The sequence below is a fragment of the Exiguobacterium sp. BG5(2022) genome (genome assembly GCF_031844365.1).
Lineage (GTDB): Bacteria > Bacillota > Bacilli > Exiguobacteriales > Exiguobacteriaceae > Exiguobacterium > Exiguobacterium profundum.
On record NZ_JAUZVB010000001.1, the window covers coordinates 670,174 to 686,454 of the forward strand.

Sequence of the window (16,281 nt, forward strand, 5' to 3'; positions counted from 1 at the left end):
ACATATGATGTGACCCTTGTCAAATCGAATATGAAAAAAAGCGATAACTCGTGAAAGTTATCGCTTACGTGTTACATCTCGACGTTATGATACACTTGGCGCACATCTTCCAAGTCTTCGAGCACATCGATTAGTTTTTCAAACTGTTCTTGCGAAGCGTCATCGAGTGACACTTCGTTCTGCGGGAGCATCGTCAATTCCGCAACGGCAAACTCTTCTACACCGGCAGCCTTGAATGCAGTTTGAACGGCGTGGAACGCTTCTGGCTCGGCATAGACGATGACCGTCTCGTCTTCCTCGATAACATCACGCACATCAAGGTCATGTTCCATCATGAGTTCGAGGACGTCATCTGCCGACATTTCATTGACACCGATGACGGCAGTTGCATCGAACATATATGCGACCGAGCCACTGACTCCCATGTTGCCTCCGTTTTTACCGAACGCGGCACGAACTTCTGAAGCCGTACGGTTGACGTTATTCGTCAATGTATCGACGATGACCATCGAACCATTCGGACCAAACCCTTCATATCGAAGCTCATCGAAATTTTCCTCATCGCCACCTTTGGCTTTGTCGATGGCACGATCGATGATCGCCCGGGGCACGTTATACGTCTTCGCACGCTCCACAACGAATTTTAATGACTGGTTCAACTCAGGATCAGGTTCCCCTTGACGGGCGGCCACATAAATCTCGCGACCGAACTTCGCATAGACGCGACTCGTGTTCGCATCTTTTGACGCCTTCTTCTCTTTAATGTTGTTCCATTTACGACCCATTACATGTCATCTCTCTTTCCATTTGTACGTAGATTCATTACAGATTATATAAGAAGTTGTGGGAATTGACGAGAAAAGTTTTACTCGTCACCTTTGTCCATCTTCTCGACAATCTCTGTAAGTGTCTTCAAACTCTCAATGAGTCGGTCAGTTTCGTCCTCATTCAAAAAGGCGAGACGTTCCTCGAATAGTCTACGGAATGAGTCTCTGCGCTCAAGTAAGATCCGTTCACCTTTCTCGGTCAGTTGATTCCAAATCACGCGGCGATCCCGCTCGTCTGGCACCCGCGTGATATACCCCTCGTTCAATAATTTCGTGATGAGCGGGGTAACGTTCGGTGGCGCGATGGAGAGTGTCTCGCTGATTCGTCCATTCGTGACAGCCCCCTCGTCCTCAATCAACATCAATAGATGGAAATGAGAGAAGTTCAGGTTTGGAATTTGAGGAAAATCAGATCGACGTAACAATTTACGACGAATTAAAGGAATCAGTTTGACAAACTGGTCCGCTGCATCTTGTTTCGGCATAATAGATTCACTTCCTAGTTAGGTTCTATTTTCATTATACACGAGTTAGGTGCAGTTGAACCTAAAAACGGGTTGATGTGATGATTGATACATCATAGTAGAGATTGAATCGACACAAAATATGTAAGCGTTTACATTAAAGGTTTGATATATTTTCATGAAAACGCATTCGATTTTACTGAGGACGCATACAAAAATCAAGAGCTATCAACAATAGATAAAAAAATATTGTGAAAGAGTTCACATTGTTGTCACCCACAAAAACTGAAAAACATTGTATTCTATGAATGTGAAGGAAAGCACAATCTCTTGAAAACAGTCATCACAATGTGCTTCCATCAAGTCAATATGTTCATAAAAAGCTCTCACTTATGAGGAGGAACCTAACATGGCAGTCAAAGAGAAAGCAAAAGTGGAAACAACGGCAGAACAAATGGTGGACACGCTCGTAGCAAGTGCGCATAAGGCACTCGATACGTTGATGACGTTCGACCAAGAGAAAATCGACCATATCGTACAGGCGATGGCGCTTGCAGGACTCGAGCAACACGTCGCACTCGCGAAATTAGCACATACAGAAACAGGTCGCGGTGTCTTTGAAGACAAGATGATCAAAAACATCTTTGCGACAGAATATATCTATAACTCACTCCGTGGTGAGAAAACGGTCGGCGTCCTTGAAGATGACGTTCAAAACGGAATCACATACATCGCGGAGCCAGTTGGTGTCGTCGCTGGTGTCACACCGGTCACAAACCCAACATCGACAACGATGTTCAAAGCAATCATCGCCATCAAGACACGTAACCCGATTATCTTCGCGTTCCATCCATCAGCGCAACAATGTTCAAGCGAAGCGGCTCGTGTCCTCCGTGACGCAGCAGTGGCGGCAGGTGCTCCTGAAAACTTGATTCAATGGGTTGAAGTTCCGTCACTCGATGCGACGAAAGCGCTCATGAACCACCCTGGTGTAGCGATGGTCCTTGCGACAGGTGGGGCAGCGATGGTCAAATCGGCTTACTCGACTGGTAAACCAGCACTCGGTGTCGGACCTGGTAACGTACCGGCCTACATCGATAAGACTGCAAAAGTGAAACGTGCCATCTCAGACGTCATCCTTTCAAAAACGTTCGACAACGGAATGATCTGTGCGTCTGAACAAGCGATCATCGTCGATCAAGAAGTATATGAAGAAGTGAAAGCAGAGATGACGGCACTCGGTTGCTACTTCTGCTCACCAGAAGAAAAAGCAAAACTTGAAACGCTAGTCATTCGCACGGATACATGTGCGGTCAACCCTGAAATCGTCGGGAAGCCGGCAGCATGGATCGCTGAACAGGCAGGTCTCAAAGTACCAGCGGATACGAAGATCTTGATTGCAGAGCTTGAAACAGTTGGCGCAACGGAACTTCTCTCTCACGAAAAATTAAGCCCGGTTCTCGGTGCGTATAAAGTTCAATCACGTGAAGAAGGATTCGCAATCGCTGAAAAAATGCTCGAGATTGGTGGTCTCGGTCACACGGCGGTCATCCACTCAACAGATGACGATGCCATCCTTGAGTTCGGTCTCCGTATGAAAGCTTGCCGCATCATCGTTAACTCACCTTCAGCACATGGTGGAATCGGTGACCTTTATAACGAAATGACACCATCCCTCACGCTCGGTTGTGGGTCTTACGGTAAAAACTCCGTCTCAGAAAACGTGACGGCGAAACATCTACTCAACGTGAAAAAGGTGGCGAGACGTCGCGTGAATATGCAATGGTTCAAAGTACCTGAAAAAATCTATTTCGAGAAAAACTCAGTACAATATCTTCAATCGCTCACAACGAAAAAACGGGCGATGATCGTCACAGATGAAATGATGGTCAAACTCGGATTCGCTGACAAAGTCATCAAAAACTTGCCGGCTGGTGTCGAGTACCGCATCTTCGACCAAGTCGAACCGGATCCATCTGTTGAAACGGTCATGAACGGTGCCGAAGCGATGCGTCACTTCCAACCAGACATGATCATCGCACTTGGTGGTGGTTCGCCGATGGATGCTGCGAAAGGAATGTGGCTCTTCTACGAACGTCCAGAAGAGAAGTTCTCGAATCTACGCCAGAAATTTATGGATATTCGCAAACGGACGTATAAGTTCCCGACACTCGGTAACAAGTCAATGTTTATCGCCATCCCGACAACGTCTGGTACAGGTTCTGAAGTGACACCGTTCACTGTCATCACAGATAAAAAACGTAACGTGAAATATCCGATTGCTGACTATGCGATCACACCAGACGTCGCCATCGTCGACCCTGAGTTCGTCATGACCGTCCCAGCTTCAATCACGGCTGATACAGGAATGGACGTCATGACACACGCAATCGAAGCATATGTTTCCGTCATGGCGAATGATTACACAGACGGACTTTGCCTCCGCGCCATCAAGATGATCTTCGACTACCTACCAAAAGCCTATGAAAACGGTAGCGATGCGGAAGCTCGTCAGAAAGTACACAACGCTTCAACGATGGCGGGTATGGCGTTTGCGAACGCATTCCTCGGTATCAACCACTCGATTGCTCACAAAATCGGTGGAGAGTTCCACGTCCCACACGGTCGTACGAACGCGATTCTCATGCCACACGTCATCCGTTACAACGCGACACGCCCATCGAAACTTGCGGCGTTCCCGAAATATGAGTCATTCATCGCTGACGAACGTTACGCAGAAATCGCGCGTTACCTCGGACTTCCAGCAAGCACGACAGCTGAAGGTGTCGAGTCACTCGTCCAGGCGATCATCGAGCTCGGTCAACGCTTGAACATCAAACTTTCGTTCAAGGCGCAAGGTATCAAGAAAGCAGAACTTGATGCGAAGATCGACAAGATGGCGGTCGACGCATTCGAAGACCAATGTACGACGGCCAACCCGAAAATGCCGCTCGTTGAAGAATTAAAAGAAATCATGTACGCAGCATACGAAGGCGTATAAGGATCAACATTTACAAGTGGGCCCGTTCAACTCGAACGGGCTTTTCTTGTGATCGGAATATGATATTCGGATTCTAAAATTATATTTAAATTGATAAAAAATTGAATAGTCAGACGATAAATAGCTGTATATAATAAAAAATGGTATGTATAGTAATTTATTGATGAATGGGGATCGTGTAATGTTCATATTGATTAGTTTGTTGCGTTCAATCGCGACAGTTTTTCTTTTCTTCAATCCAATCCATCCGACGCCGCTCGAGACCGCTGAATATATTTCATCAGTCGATCGAAATGCGGATAGTTGGGAGAGTGCCGACTTTTTTGAATCATTCGGAACCGAATTACCCATCGACATGGACCGAAACCTCCTTTACACAGAACGGATAACCGGCTGGACTGAGATTGAAATGGGGGATAAAACGTATGAGGGGTTTTCATCGATGACGTTTGATCAACCGTTCAAAGGTACGATTTTACATATGACGTGGGGACAAGATATTCCGGACGTGAAAGAGAAAGTGATTGTCTTACCGACGACAAAATTTTCACATGACAACATCGAAGATGCGTATACCGTCGATTACGCAGGTGAGGTTTTGAATGACCAGGAAGCGAACGCGTACTTGTCAGAGCTCGCATCTAAGGGAGCTGCAGGATACCTGATCACCCCTTTTGAAGACGACCCATATGAGACGGGTTTCGTTTTCACGTCATCTTATATGCCATTAAATGGTACAGGGGTAGACTTGGATACGGCTGAACAACTGAAGGACGGGGAAACGATTCAAGTCAAGCCCTATAACGAAGAAATTCCGTATGTCGAATTTGTCCAAAAAGGCAAGACGGATCAAGAGATTGTTCTCATGTCACGACTCGATTCTTCCTGGCACGGGGCCCATTATTTGTCTTCCGTCGGTCCGTCTTCGGTCTTATATCACCTCATACAGATGATGGACAACGAGACACCGTACTATACGATTCGATATGTCTTTTTGAATGGAAACGGTGACTCCAGAGAAGCGAGTGACGATTTCCTTGAAAGGCTAACGGGACAAAAAGCAAAAGTGGAAACGGTCGTCATGCTCGATATTCTTGGGACTGGTGACGGTCCGTTATACGTTCGGACCAAAGGAATGAAATCCTACCCATTACTAGAACAGGCGCCATTCTCTGATTTAGAAGTGCGCTCGTTGGCAAGTTCACCGGGTGACGCTTACGATGAAGCAGGAATTCCTTATCTGATGTTGAGTGACTCATTAGAAGGAAGTTGGCATGTGTTCACCGAGAAGGATACGTTTGAACGCCTGTCGGAAAGTGGGTTGACGGATGCGGTTGATTGGTTACACGATTGGCTAACTCACTGACCACATAGATGTCGCCGTCTCATTTGACGGCGACGTATTTTTTTGGATGACAGTTTCGGGTATGATAGTAATGGAGGCGATACGATGAAACAAGAGATGACGATTACGACAGCATACGGAACGATTGCAGGAACATTTCTTTCCCATGAGGAGCCCCGGGCGACAATCGTCATGTTGAGCGGAAGTGGGCCGAGTGACCGTGACGGCAATATGGGTGGTGTCGGTTTTAATACGTATGCCAAGTTGGCAGAAGCGTTGTACGACCGCGGATACAACGTGTTCCGATATGACAAACAAGGGATTGGCAAGTCCGATGGGGACTTCAATAAAGTCGGTTTACATGATTTGATTAACGATGCGATTCTTGTCGTGCGCACCATTCGACAACTGGCCGATGTGAATCGCTTATATCTACTTGGTCATAGTGAAGGGGCCGTTCTTGCTCCTGCCGTTCAACTTGAGACGAAGGCTGATGGGCTCATCTTACTTTCCGGTTTCCATGAATCGTCCAAGCAGATGTTCTTATACCAAGCAGATGCACTCGCTAAAGACATCGAACATGTGAAAGGGATAAAAGGTCTCTTCTACCGGTTGACGGGCGTTGCCAAAAAAGTTAGGCAGCGACAGGACGATTTGTTAGAGCGTTCTTTACGGACGAACGTCTCGTCTTTCAAATATCGAGGTCAAGTCGTAAATGCGAAATGGATTCGAGAACATGCATCCTATGACGTCCGAGAGCGATTGGAGCATGTGACCGTCCCGGTTCTTGCGATTACCGGGGGGCGTGATGTGCAAGTCCCACCAGAGCACGTCCATATGATTCAAACAAAAGGGGAGGTCACCTCATCGATCATTGATGATATGAATCATCTGCTCGTGACACGGGAGTCACCCCATTCGCTTCTCATGCTGCACAAAGAGTATCGAGAAGCAATCGATGCGCCGATTCATCCAAAACTCGTTCAAGAATTGGATGAATGGTTAAAAAAACAGTCATAAACTCGAAAAACGGTCATATATTGACCGTTTTTTATGTTATAATTGTGACAAATTGAATGAAACTGAATGTTTTTGAATGATTTTAGTTGTTTTTATAATGAAAACGCTTTATATTAGACGTATGGAGGGAACAAGATGTTAACGAAACAACGACATCAGTTGATTTTGCAACGCTTATCTGAACAGAAGGTCGTCAAATTAAAAGAATTGGTTGATTTAACGGATTCATCCGAGTCGACGATTCGTCGAGATTTGACGGACCTCGAAGCGGAAGGGTATCTGGCAAGGGTTCACGGAGGCGCAACGCTCATTGCGACTCCAGATGAGGAACCGACATTTGAAGAAAAGCGAGACCGGTTCGTAGATGAAAAAGTTGCGATTGCACGGAAGGCCGCAACGTTCATCGAAGACGGGATGTCGATTTATTTAGATGCCGGTACAACCACTCAGGCGATGGTTCCGTTTTTAGAAGGGAAAAAGATTGTCGTCGTCACAAACAGTCTACCGATTGCGAATGAATTATTTGATCTTGATATTAAGACGTTTGTGATTGGCGGAGAATTAAAGCGTTCCACCCAGGCATTGGTTGGGTATAACGCACGCGAGAGCATGATGAATTATCGTGTCGACCTCGCCTTTCTCGGAATGAATGGAATCGACCCTGAAGCGGGTTACACGACCCCGGACCCAGAAGAAGCGCTTGTCAAAAAAACGGCAATCGAATTGGCGCAAACCTCGTTCGTACTCGCGGACGCATCGAAGATCGGGAAACGAACGTTCAGCAGAGTCGCGACGTTAGATGCCGCACAGTTGATCACATCAAGCAGTGAGTCAATGAGTTCCATCCAAACAATCACAAAGGTGGTGAATGCGAAATGATTTACACGTTAACACTCAACCCTTCTATTGATTACTACGTAACATTACCTGAAGTACATCTAGGAGAAGTGAACCGAATCGAAGAGACGACGGAGCGCGCAGGCGGTAAAGGAATCAACGTCTCCATCGTTCTTCGGGAATATGCACAAGAAACGAAGGCACTTGGTTTCATCGGTGGGACGACCGGTGACTTCATTAAAAAGTCACTCGTCGATCACGGTGTACACACCGATTTCGTAGAGGTGAACGGGAACACCCGGATCAACGTCAAGATTCGAGCGAAAGAGGAAACAGAATTGAATGCGAGCGGACCGAATATCACGGATGGTGAGCTCGAACAGTTGAAGGCCAAGTTCGACCAAGTTCAAGAAGGTGATATCGTCGTCCTCGCGGGTAGTATCCCGAGCAACCTACCAGACTCGCTATATCGGACCATTGCCGAATCGATTCGCGAAAAAGGTGCCGAATTTGTCGTCGATACAACGAAAGACGCCATGCTCGAAGTGCTCACGCTTGAACCACTCATGATCAAACCGAATCACCATGAATTAGGTGAATTGTTTGATACCGAGATTGAAACGTTTGAAGAAGCTCTACCTTATGCCGAACAGCTCGTCAAACGCGGGGCGAAAAACGTTATCATCTCCTTTGCGGGAGACGGGGCGCTACTCGTTAACAAGTACGGAGCCGTCACAGCGAACACACCGGTCGGGAAACTCGTGAACTCGGTTGGTGCAGGAGACTCACTCGTCGCCGGATTTGTCGCGAATGTGAAAGAAAAAGGTGAACAAGAAGCATTTCGATACGCGGTCACGACAGGAAGCGCATCTGCTTATACGTTCGGCTTATGTTCAAAGCAAGAGATTGATCGCTTGATCGATCAAGTACAACTCACACCACTGAAACGAATGGAGGAAACAACATGAAAATCACGGACTTGCTCCAACGCGACACGATTCAATTGAATCTAAGCGCGAATTCTAAGCGTGAGGTCATCGAAGAACTTGTCGATGTCCTCGATCGCGCTGGTAAGCTATCGGACCGCAACGGTTATCGCGATGCGATTCTAAAACGTGAAAGCGAGAGCACGACTGGCCTTGGAGAAGGGATTGCCATCCCTCATGCGAAAACGAGTGCGGTTAAAACGCCAGCAATCGCGTTCGGTCGCTCGGAAGGCGTCGACTACGAAGCGTTAGATGGACAACCGAGTCGCCTCTTCTTCATGATTGCGGCAGGAGAAAATGCGAATAATGAACACCTTGAAACACTCTCTAAACTTTCAGTTTACTTGATGGACCCTGCATTCCAAGAACGTCTCTATGCAGCAACTTCTGAAAGCGATGTCATCCGCGCCATCGAAGAAAAAGAAATGGCAGAAGCGAAGCCAGAAGTCGTCAAACCGACGAATGAAGATGCACCGTTCATTTTGGCGGTCACGGCTTGCCCGACAGGCATCGCTCATACGTATATGGCGGCAGACAGCTTGAAACAAAAAGCGGAAGCGATGGGCGTCGATATTAAAGTCGAAACGAACGGATCGACTGGCGTAAAAAATGAATTGACACGTGCGGATATCGACCGGGCAACAGCGATCATCGTCGCAGCGGACAAAGCTGTTGAAATGGATCGTTTCGCTGGTAAACGAGTCATCGAAGTTCCGGTCGCACAAGGGATTCGGAAACCTGAAGAACTCATCAATCGTGCGGTGAAACAAGATGCGCCGGTATATGAGGCTTCGAAAACATCAGGTGGCGCTTCGAAAGAGCAACGTACAGGCGTGTACAAACACTTGATGAGCGGGGTATCTGCGATGCTTCCACTCGTTGTCGCAGGTGGTCTCTTGATTGCCATCAGCTTCTTCTGGGGCATCAACTCTGCTAACCCGGATGACCCGTCTTACAATGAATTTGCAGCACAGTTGATGACGATCGGTGGAGCTGCATTCGGCTTCCTCGTTCCGATTCTCGCCGGTTTCATCGCGATGTCGATTGCCGATCGCCCAGGTCTCGCACCAGGTCTCGTGGCAGGGGTACTTGCAAGTCAAGGGAACGCCGGATTCCTCGGTGGTCTCATCGCTGGTTTCTTGGCAGGTTATGTCGTCCTCTTCTTGAAAAAGGCACTTGCGAAGTTGCCAGCTTCACTTGAAGGAATCAAACCGGTCCTCTTATATCCTTTACTTGGATCATTTATCTCAGGTATGGTCATGTTGCTCGTCGTCAATGAACCGATTGCTGCACTTATGACATGGTTGATGGATACGTTGAACAGTATGAGCGGCGCAAACGCTATCCTTTTAGGAGTCATCGTCGGTGGGATGATGGCAGTCGATATGGGTGGTCCGATCAACAAGACAGCATACGTCTTCGGAACGGCAGCACTCACAGCGGGTAACCAAGAAGTCATGGCAGCCGTCATGGCTGGAGGGATGGTACCACCACTCCTCGTCGCACTCGCATCAACTGTCTTTGCTCGTCAAAAGTTCTCGAAACAAGAGCGCGAAGCAGGAAAAACAGCATATATCATGGGAGCTTCGTTCATCACGGAAGCGGCAATCCCATTCGCAGCTGCGGACCCGATTCGCGTTCTTCCATCAGCGATTCTCGGTTCTGCCATCGCAGGAGGATTATCCGCATTCTTCACGATTCAATTACCAGCGCCACACGGAGGAATCTTCGTCTTCCCACTTCTTGAAGGAGCTGGAAACGTCGCGGTAAGTATGGGCCTCTATGCACTCGCCATCTTGGCAGGTGCTGTGGTCGGAGCATTGCTCCTCTCGTTCTTGAAAAAACCGTTAACAACTTCTACACCAGTCCAATCTAAAGAAGTTGCATAACGTGAGAAAAGACGTCGCCTTTATCTAAAGGTGACGTCTTTTTTGTTGTGGATGTCCGTTCAATTTTCACATAATCTCGGATTGCAAGTTGGGGATTTGTGGTAAACTATTTGTAAAGCTTCGGGTGAGGAGGGGGTCACATTGGACATTCGGGTCGCCAAACCAGATGATGTGTATGGGATTGCGAGAGTGCGTGTGAACGGATGGCGTACGACCTATCGGGGAATCGTGCCGACTGAGTATTTATTGAAAGTTTCGTCCGGTTCCATCGAATGGGCAGAACGTTTGCGGACCGCCCTTCGTCGGCAAGAAGTAGCCGGCTTTGTGGCGATTGTCGAGGACGAGATTGTGGGCTTCATCCTATACGGAGAAGAACGGACAGGAGAGTACCCAGACCACACGAATGAAGTATATGCCATTTATATTTTAGAGAACCATCAAGGGAACGGAATCGGGTCCGCTCTCCTTGAACATGCCGTGCAATCGATGTGTGAGGCAGGGCTCTTGATCTGGGCACTTGAGATGAATCCGTTCCGTACATTTTATGAGCGAAAACAAGGGCAGGTCATCGACCAGAAAGATCGAGAGTTTGGTGAATTGATGCTTCGAGAAGTGGCGTATGGATGGGAAACGACCCGTCATGACTCCATCATGGGAGCCTAAGCTTTGAGACTGTAGAATGATCTACGGTCTTTTTTTGTGTCTAATGTATGAGCTTTAACCGATTTTTTCATTCAAGATTGATTCAGCTTTGCAGCCAACAACGTAAATTCCCACGGGATATTTTCACCGTTCCATCCTCTCTAGTTCTATAATGGAATTATCTATAATAATTTTACAATGGAAACTTGTCAATAAATCTATGTCTAGTAAGGACAAATATGGATGAATATAAATGTAGAAACGAGGATACGGTGAATGATTAAAGGAATATACGAGGCGCACTTGCCGGTGAGTGATTTAACTGAATCAATTCGATTTTATGAGAAATTAGGATTAGAGTTGGCATTCCAAAATGAGAAATTGGCTTTCCTGTGGATTATGAAAGGGGAGAGCTGGATTGGGTTATGGAAATCTGATCGAGTCAATTTACCGTATCATCCATCAATCCGACACATCGCTTTTCGAATCGAGGAGCAGGATTTGGATGCGATTAAAGCATGGCTTGAGGATCAGGGAATTGAAATTCGTACTGCGTTCAAGATGACACCTGAACAGCAACCACTCGTCCTTCCGAATGCCCCGTACGAGCATGCGGCCATCTACTTTGAAGACCCGGACGGAAATTCGCTTGAACTCATCACGTTGATAGGAACAAACGCAGATGAAACTGCTAATGTGATTCCGTACGAAGAGTGGTTAAAAAAATAAAGAATGTACATAATTGATTCAATAAAGGAGAGAGAATATGCTATTCCATTATCATCTATGGACACCACGTGTCGAAGAAACGGAGAAATTTTATGCGAGTCTAGGATTTCAAGTGTCCCAACGAATCGGAAAGAAAGATGGAGAATTCGAATCTTTTGCCCCACCTCTCGATTGGGACGACTTTAGGGACCAATCTATTCAGTTTAGAATCATAGAAATGAAGCGGGGAGCGACGAATATCACATTCGGTTACGGAAAGAAAGTGATGTTTGATCATATTGGTTTTTTAGTATCTGAAGAGGAAAAAGTGGATGTGTTAGAACGAGCAGAGGAAATAGGATTGACGGTTCAGTCAAATGAACGAAGAACGTTCATCCATACACCATACGGATTTCGAATCGAACTTCAGGACCATTTCGATGCTGTACAATCACTTTACGAGAATCGTATTCATCGATTGAATATTGAAACAAAAACGGAAGGTCTTGAAGAGGTATTGAAACAATTATTTGATTGTCCTGTCTCGCAAATCGTTGTAACTGAATCGGATCACACACAGTTAACGCTTGTAAACCTGATGGGTGATTGTGCGATTAGTTCAACTGATCCGAACGGTATTCAAATCATCCTTTCAAAATGATTAATAGATAATAATTCTTTTAAGGGGCAGAAAAAGTGATAGATATTGATCAAGAAATCTTTTATGTTCAATCAGTCTTACAAAGAGTACTAAGAAATGTCCCTTTGAATCAAAATGGAATACTGTTGTTCAATTAACCAATCTCTTCTATACTGAATTGAACAAAAAGTTCCAAAGGAAAACAGCTCATTCTCATGGGCACGGCGGACCAACATTATGTACTAGAACGAATCCAGCATTTCGAACAACTAGCATTGACTGAACTCGAGATTGTTGAGCAGATGAATCATAGTCTCGAGTACACAGATAACACATACCAGTCACTTCGGCTACTTGAAACACTTCTCAAGCGAGTTGAGCGATTTATCACTTCCACATAGGTCGTGAATCGGTGGAGAGTTTCATATTGTGATTACTATTATCTGTATGGGAGGAGTCGACGTGAAATTTACCACTGAGCGTTTAGAAATCAGACCATTTATGGAGAAAGATTTGGAAGCTACATTCAAAATGTATAGAAAACCAGAAATATGCAGATATCTTTTGCATGAGCCATGGACGTCTGAAAACAGGAATGAAGTATTTGCTAAAAAACTAACGAATTCTACTCTTACCGAGACTAGTACGTTGAATTTAGCAGTCGTACATCAAGATGAAGTTATTGGGGATCTCACGGTTTGGTACACGGGTATGAAAGATACGGTAGAGATCGGGTATTGTTTTTCTGATTCACACTCAGGAAAAGGATATGCAACGGAGGCAGTGAGCGGATTGCTAAGGGAGTTGTTTGCGAAGCTCAATCTACATCGGGTACAAGCTAATCTCGACGCCAGAAATGTAGCTTCCCAGAATTTATGTGAACGGGTTGGAATGAGAAAAGAAGCTCATTTCTTGAAAGACTATTGGAATAAGAATGAATGGACCGATAGCATGGTGTACGCGATGTTACACGAGGAATTTGTAAGACAATAAACGGAATAAGTGAATAGAAAAGGAGATGACGCGTGTCATCTCCTTTTTTTACAATTTTTCAATAACCGTTTTAGGGTCGATACGTTCTGTATAGTCAGAAGGCACATCACTGAACGAAATCGTCCCATCGGATTGGATGATGAACGTGGCCGGTTTCGGCAACTGCCAATCCTCGTTCCCATTATGTGCATCGACATTTAATCCCGAGGCTTTATAAATGTCAATCAAGTAATCCGGCATGTCAAACACGATATCGAATTGACGTGCGACATTATTGCCGACATCACTCAGCACGTAAAAATCAAGTTCGTTCTTCTCTTTCGTCGAAAGGGAATAATCCGGCGTCTCAGGACTGATGGCGACAAGAGTCGCTCCTTTTTCTTGAATCATTGCCAATTCGCGCTGGTAAGCGCGGAGTTCGAGGTTACAATATGGACACCATCCACCACGGTAAAATGTGACGATGACAGGTCCATTTTCAAGCAGTGTTTTCAAATCGACTGCTGTCCCATCCGCATGAGGCAATTCAAACATCGGCGCTTGATCCCCGACTGTTAACCCTGACGCAATTCCGGAGTCTCTCAATTCTTGTGTCGCCTGAGCCATCAATCGTTGCTTCTCGGCAGGTGCATTTTGTTTGAACTGATCTTTATAGGATTTGATTTCTTCCAATAATGAATTCATCATTTGACCCCCTTTTCCGATATGGTAACTCAAATTTTAACTAAATACGAATAGTATGATTTGTTCAATCGAACACAACGGTGAAACTCCATTTCAGTTTGCGAAAAATAATTTTCGAATAATTCAATCAATTCTTCAGATTTAATGACTTTTGACCGATATGATGAATAACCCAAGGGGGATTCGACTCATCGAACTCGCTTGAACATTTTATTCGGGTTAGGAGATGTTTTATGAAACAGAAGCGCACGATTAGTATCAAGCAAAAATTGATTGTCTTATCCGTTCTATTATTGATTATTCCAGCCACATTGATTGGAATCGTCGCCTATTCGCAGGCGAAAGGTAAAATCGAGTCTCAAATGATCCAGTCCGCCAATTCGGGGGTAGACCGGATGAACAATGAGGTCACGAACCTCATCGAACCGATTCAAACGGACATCTCGTTTTTTGCGAATCGGATTGATAGTTCCATTTATGAAGAGGGAGAAGCGAATCAAGCGTTAGCAGAGAAGTTTACTGAGTATTTAGAGACACATCCAAAAGTGACGAACATCTACTTCGCTTCAGCAGAAGGTGCGATGACGATCTATCCTGAGCAGGAATTGCCAGAAGGATATGACCCACGCACTCGTCCATGGTATGAAGCGGCTGAAGCAAGTGGACAAGATGTTGCCATCACGAATCCGTACGTCGATGCCGCCTCTCAAAAAATGATGATCACGGTTTCGAAGAAGACTTCAGACGGTAGTGGTGTAGTCGCCGTTGACGTCGATGTGAACGATATCGCTGAAGTTGCATCCACCATTCAAATCGGGAAAGAAGGATACGTTGCCATCTTCGACCAGGCAGAACAAGTCGTCATTCATCCGTCGACGGCTGTCGGTGAAAAGATTGATGAATCTTGGACAGATTCGCTCTTTGCCAAGGAAGAAGGGACTCTGTCTGTATCGGAGAATGGGGAAGGTGTGGAGAAAGCATTCGTGACGAACCCAATCACCGGATGGAAGATTGCCGGTACGTTATATGACGGTGAGATTCAAGACGAGACGGTCGGCATTCTTTGGACGACTGGATTCGTCATCATCGGAATGTTCGGGATTGCAGCCATTCTTCTCTACTTCGTTCTCCGTTCAATCTTGCGTCCGTTGCGTTTATTGACAGAAGGAGCAGAACGAATCAAATCAGGAGATTTGACGGAGCCGATTACCGTCTTATCGAACGACGAAATCGGGCTTGTCTCAGAGAGTTTTAATGAAATGAGCGATTCACTTCGCCTAGTGTTACTCCGTCTCGATGATTCAATCAGTCAAGTTGCCGCCTCGTCTCAAGAATTGATGGCCAACTCGGCACACAATACCGCCTCATCAGAACAGATTGCCCGTGCAGTTGATCAAATGGCAGTCAGTGCCGATGGCTCGAAGCGACAACTCGACGACAATGCGACATCTCTTCAAGCGATCACATCGGGCATCATGCGAATCTCAGAGAGTTCAATGGACGTTTCTGAACTTTCACGCGAAACCTCGAATGAGGCGGAAGACGGTTCGACGACCGTGAAAGAGAACGTGAAGCAGATGCAGGCAATCGATGCGTCTGTCGTGACATTCGAGGGTGTCATTCACTCATTGGCACATCGCTCAAACGAAATTGGAGAAATCGTCACGGTCATCAATGGAATCGCTGAACAGACGAACCTGTTAGCCTTGAACGCTGCCATTGAAGCGGCACGTGCGGGTGAGAACGGCAAAGGATTCGCGGTCGTTGCGAGCGAGGTGCGTAAACTCGCAGAACAGTCACAGCAGTCGACGAAACAAATTGCGGCGTTGATTGATCGAATCAAGCATGAGACGGAACAGTCTGTACAGTTGATGCAGGAAGTATCTACTCATACGAAAGCCGGGTTGGCGTCATCTGAGATGACAGCAGACCGATTCGAGAAAATCAAGGAGCGGACAGTGGCGATGACACCACGGATTGAAGACGTGACCGCAACCGTCGAGGAGATTGCGGCGAACGTTCAGGAAGTGGCAGCGACGGCATCACAAATCGCCGACATCGCCGATGAGAATTCGAGCGTCTCGAAGCAAGTGGCGGCGACGACCGATGATCAATTGAGATCGATTGAAGAAGTATCACAGTCAGCAAAAGCACTCGCGACCATGGCCGAGGAGTTACAAGACCTCGTCTCGCGGTTCAAACTGTAAACGACAATGAGGCAGAGCGGAGCGCTCTGCCTCATGTT

General features: G+C 46.3%; 14 protein-coding genes. 11 read left to right on the plus strand and 3 right to left on the minus strand.

All coding sequences use genetic code 11. The annotated features are described in order from the left end of the window. Positions 1 to 71 precede the first annotated feature (71 nt). Positions 72 to 785: a YebC/PmpR family DNA-binding transcriptional regulator gene (locus Q9R25_RS03440; protein ID WP_012726206.1), complete on the minus strand. Its 714-nt coding sequence runs from the start codon at positions 783 to 785 to the stop codon at positions 72 to 74. 80 nt (positions 786 to 865) lie between these two features. Continuing rightward, complete coding sequence (locus Q9R25_RS03445; RefSeq protein WP_012726207.1) at positions 866 to 1,312, minus strand: MarR family winged helix-turn-helix transcriptional regulator; 447 nt, start codon at positions 1,310 to 1,312, stop codon at positions 866 to 868. Positions 1,313 to 1,700: 388 nt separating this feature from the next. Here Q9R25_RS03445 and adhE point away from each other — a divergent pair, with 388 nt between their 5' ends. The 10 genes from adhE (at position 1,701) to Q9R25_RS03495 (ending at position 13,352) form a co-directional block, all read left to right on the plus strand. After that, complete coding sequence (adhE, locus tag Q9R25_RS03450; protein WP_012726208.1) at positions 1,701 to 4,292, plus strand: bifunctional acetaldehyde-CoA/alcohol dehydrogenase; 2,592 nt, start codon at positions 1,701 to 1,703, stop codon at positions 4,290 to 4,292. Positions 4,293 to 4,473: 181 nt separating this feature from the next. Further along, the gene (locus tag Q9R25_RS03455; protein ID WP_215243991.1) at positions 4,474 to 5,658 is read left to right on the plus strand and encodes a zinc-binding metallopeptidase family protein; all 1,185 of its coding nucleotides are present in this window, start codon (positions 4,474 to 4,476) and stop codon (positions 5,656 to 5,658) included. 84 nt (positions 5,659 to 5,742) lie between these two features. Beyond that, positions 5,743 to 6,657: an alpha/beta hydrolase gene (locus Q9R25_RS03460; protein ID WP_074037089.1), complete on the plus strand. Its 915-nt coding sequence runs from the start codon at positions 5,743 to 5,745 to the stop codon at positions 6,655 to 6,657. A 135-nt stretch (positions 6,658 to 6,792) separates the two neighbouring features. Continuing rightward, positions 6,793 to 7,536 (plus strand): DeoR/GlpR family DNA-binding transcription regulator, encoded by a 744-nt coding sequence (locus Q9R25_RS03465; protein WP_196430655.1) that lies wholly within the window; start codon positions 6,793 to 6,795, stop codon positions 7,534 to 7,536. Further along, positions 7,533 to 8,462 carry a 1-phosphofructokinase gene (pfkB, locus tag Q9R25_RS03470; protein ID WP_311282791.1) on the plus strand — a complete coding sequence of 310 codons (930 nt, stop codon included), beginning with the start codon at positions 7,533 to 7,535 and terminating at the stop codon, positions 8,460 to 8,462. Before Q9R25_RS03465 ends, pfkB begins: the two co-directional genes overlap by 4 nt. Further along, on the plus strand, positions 8,459 to 10,369 hold the full coding sequence (locus Q9R25_RS03475) for a PTS fructose transporter subunit IIABC (RefSeq protein WP_196430657.1): 1,911 nt from the start codon (positions 8,459 to 8,461) through the stop codon (positions 10,367 to 10,369). The genes pfkB and Q9R25_RS03475 overlap by 4 nt, the downstream gene beginning before the upstream one ends. Positions 10,370 to 10,510: 141 nt before the next feature. Beyond that, positions 10,511 to 11,032: a GNAT family N-acetyltransferase gene (locus Q9R25_RS03480; RefSeq protein WP_159562242.1), complete on the plus strand. Its 522-nt coding sequence runs from the start codon at positions 10,511 to 10,513 to the stop codon at positions 11,030 to 11,032. A 255-nt stretch (positions 11,033 to 11,287) separates the two neighbouring features. Continuing rightward, positions 11,288 to 11,740 (plus strand): VOC family protein, encoded by a 453-nt coding sequence (locus Q9R25_RS03485; protein WP_311282792.1) that lies wholly within the window; start codon positions 11,288 to 11,290, stop codon positions 11,738 to 11,740. Positions 11,741 to 11,777: 37 nt separating this feature from the next. Continuing rightward, the gene (locus Q9R25_RS03490) at positions 11,778 to 12,380 is read left to right on the plus strand and encodes a VOC family protein (RefSeq protein ID WP_311282793.1); all 603 of its coding nucleotides are present in this window, start codon (positions 11,778 to 11,780) and stop codon (positions 12,378 to 12,380) included. Between the two features lie 441 nt (positions 12,381 to 12,821). After that, entirely contained in the window at positions 12,822 to 13,352 is a 531-nt protein-coding gene (locus Q9R25_RS03495) for a GNAT family N-acetyltransferase (protein ID WP_311282794.1), read from the plus strand. Between the two features lie 48 nt (positions 13,353 to 13,400). Here the strand turns inward: Q9R25_RS03495 and Q9R25_RS03500 are convergent, their stop codons facing one another. Continuing rightward, positions 13,401 to 14,036 (minus strand): peroxiredoxin-like family protein, encoded by a 636-nt coding sequence (locus Q9R25_RS03500; protein ID WP_311282795.1) that lies wholly within the window; start codon positions 14,034 to 14,036, stop codon positions 13,401 to 13,403. A 233-nt stretch (positions 14,037 to 14,269) separates the two neighbouring features. Between Q9R25_RS03500 and Q9R25_RS03505 the strand changes: the two genes are divergently transcribed. Beyond that, positions 14,270 to 16,243, plus strand: a complete 1,974-nt coding sequence (locus Q9R25_RS03505; protein WP_214690955.1) for a methyl-accepting chemotaxis protein — start codon at positions 14,270 to 14,272, stop codon at positions 16,241 to 16,243. Positions 16,244 to 16,281: the final 38 nt, after the last annotated feature.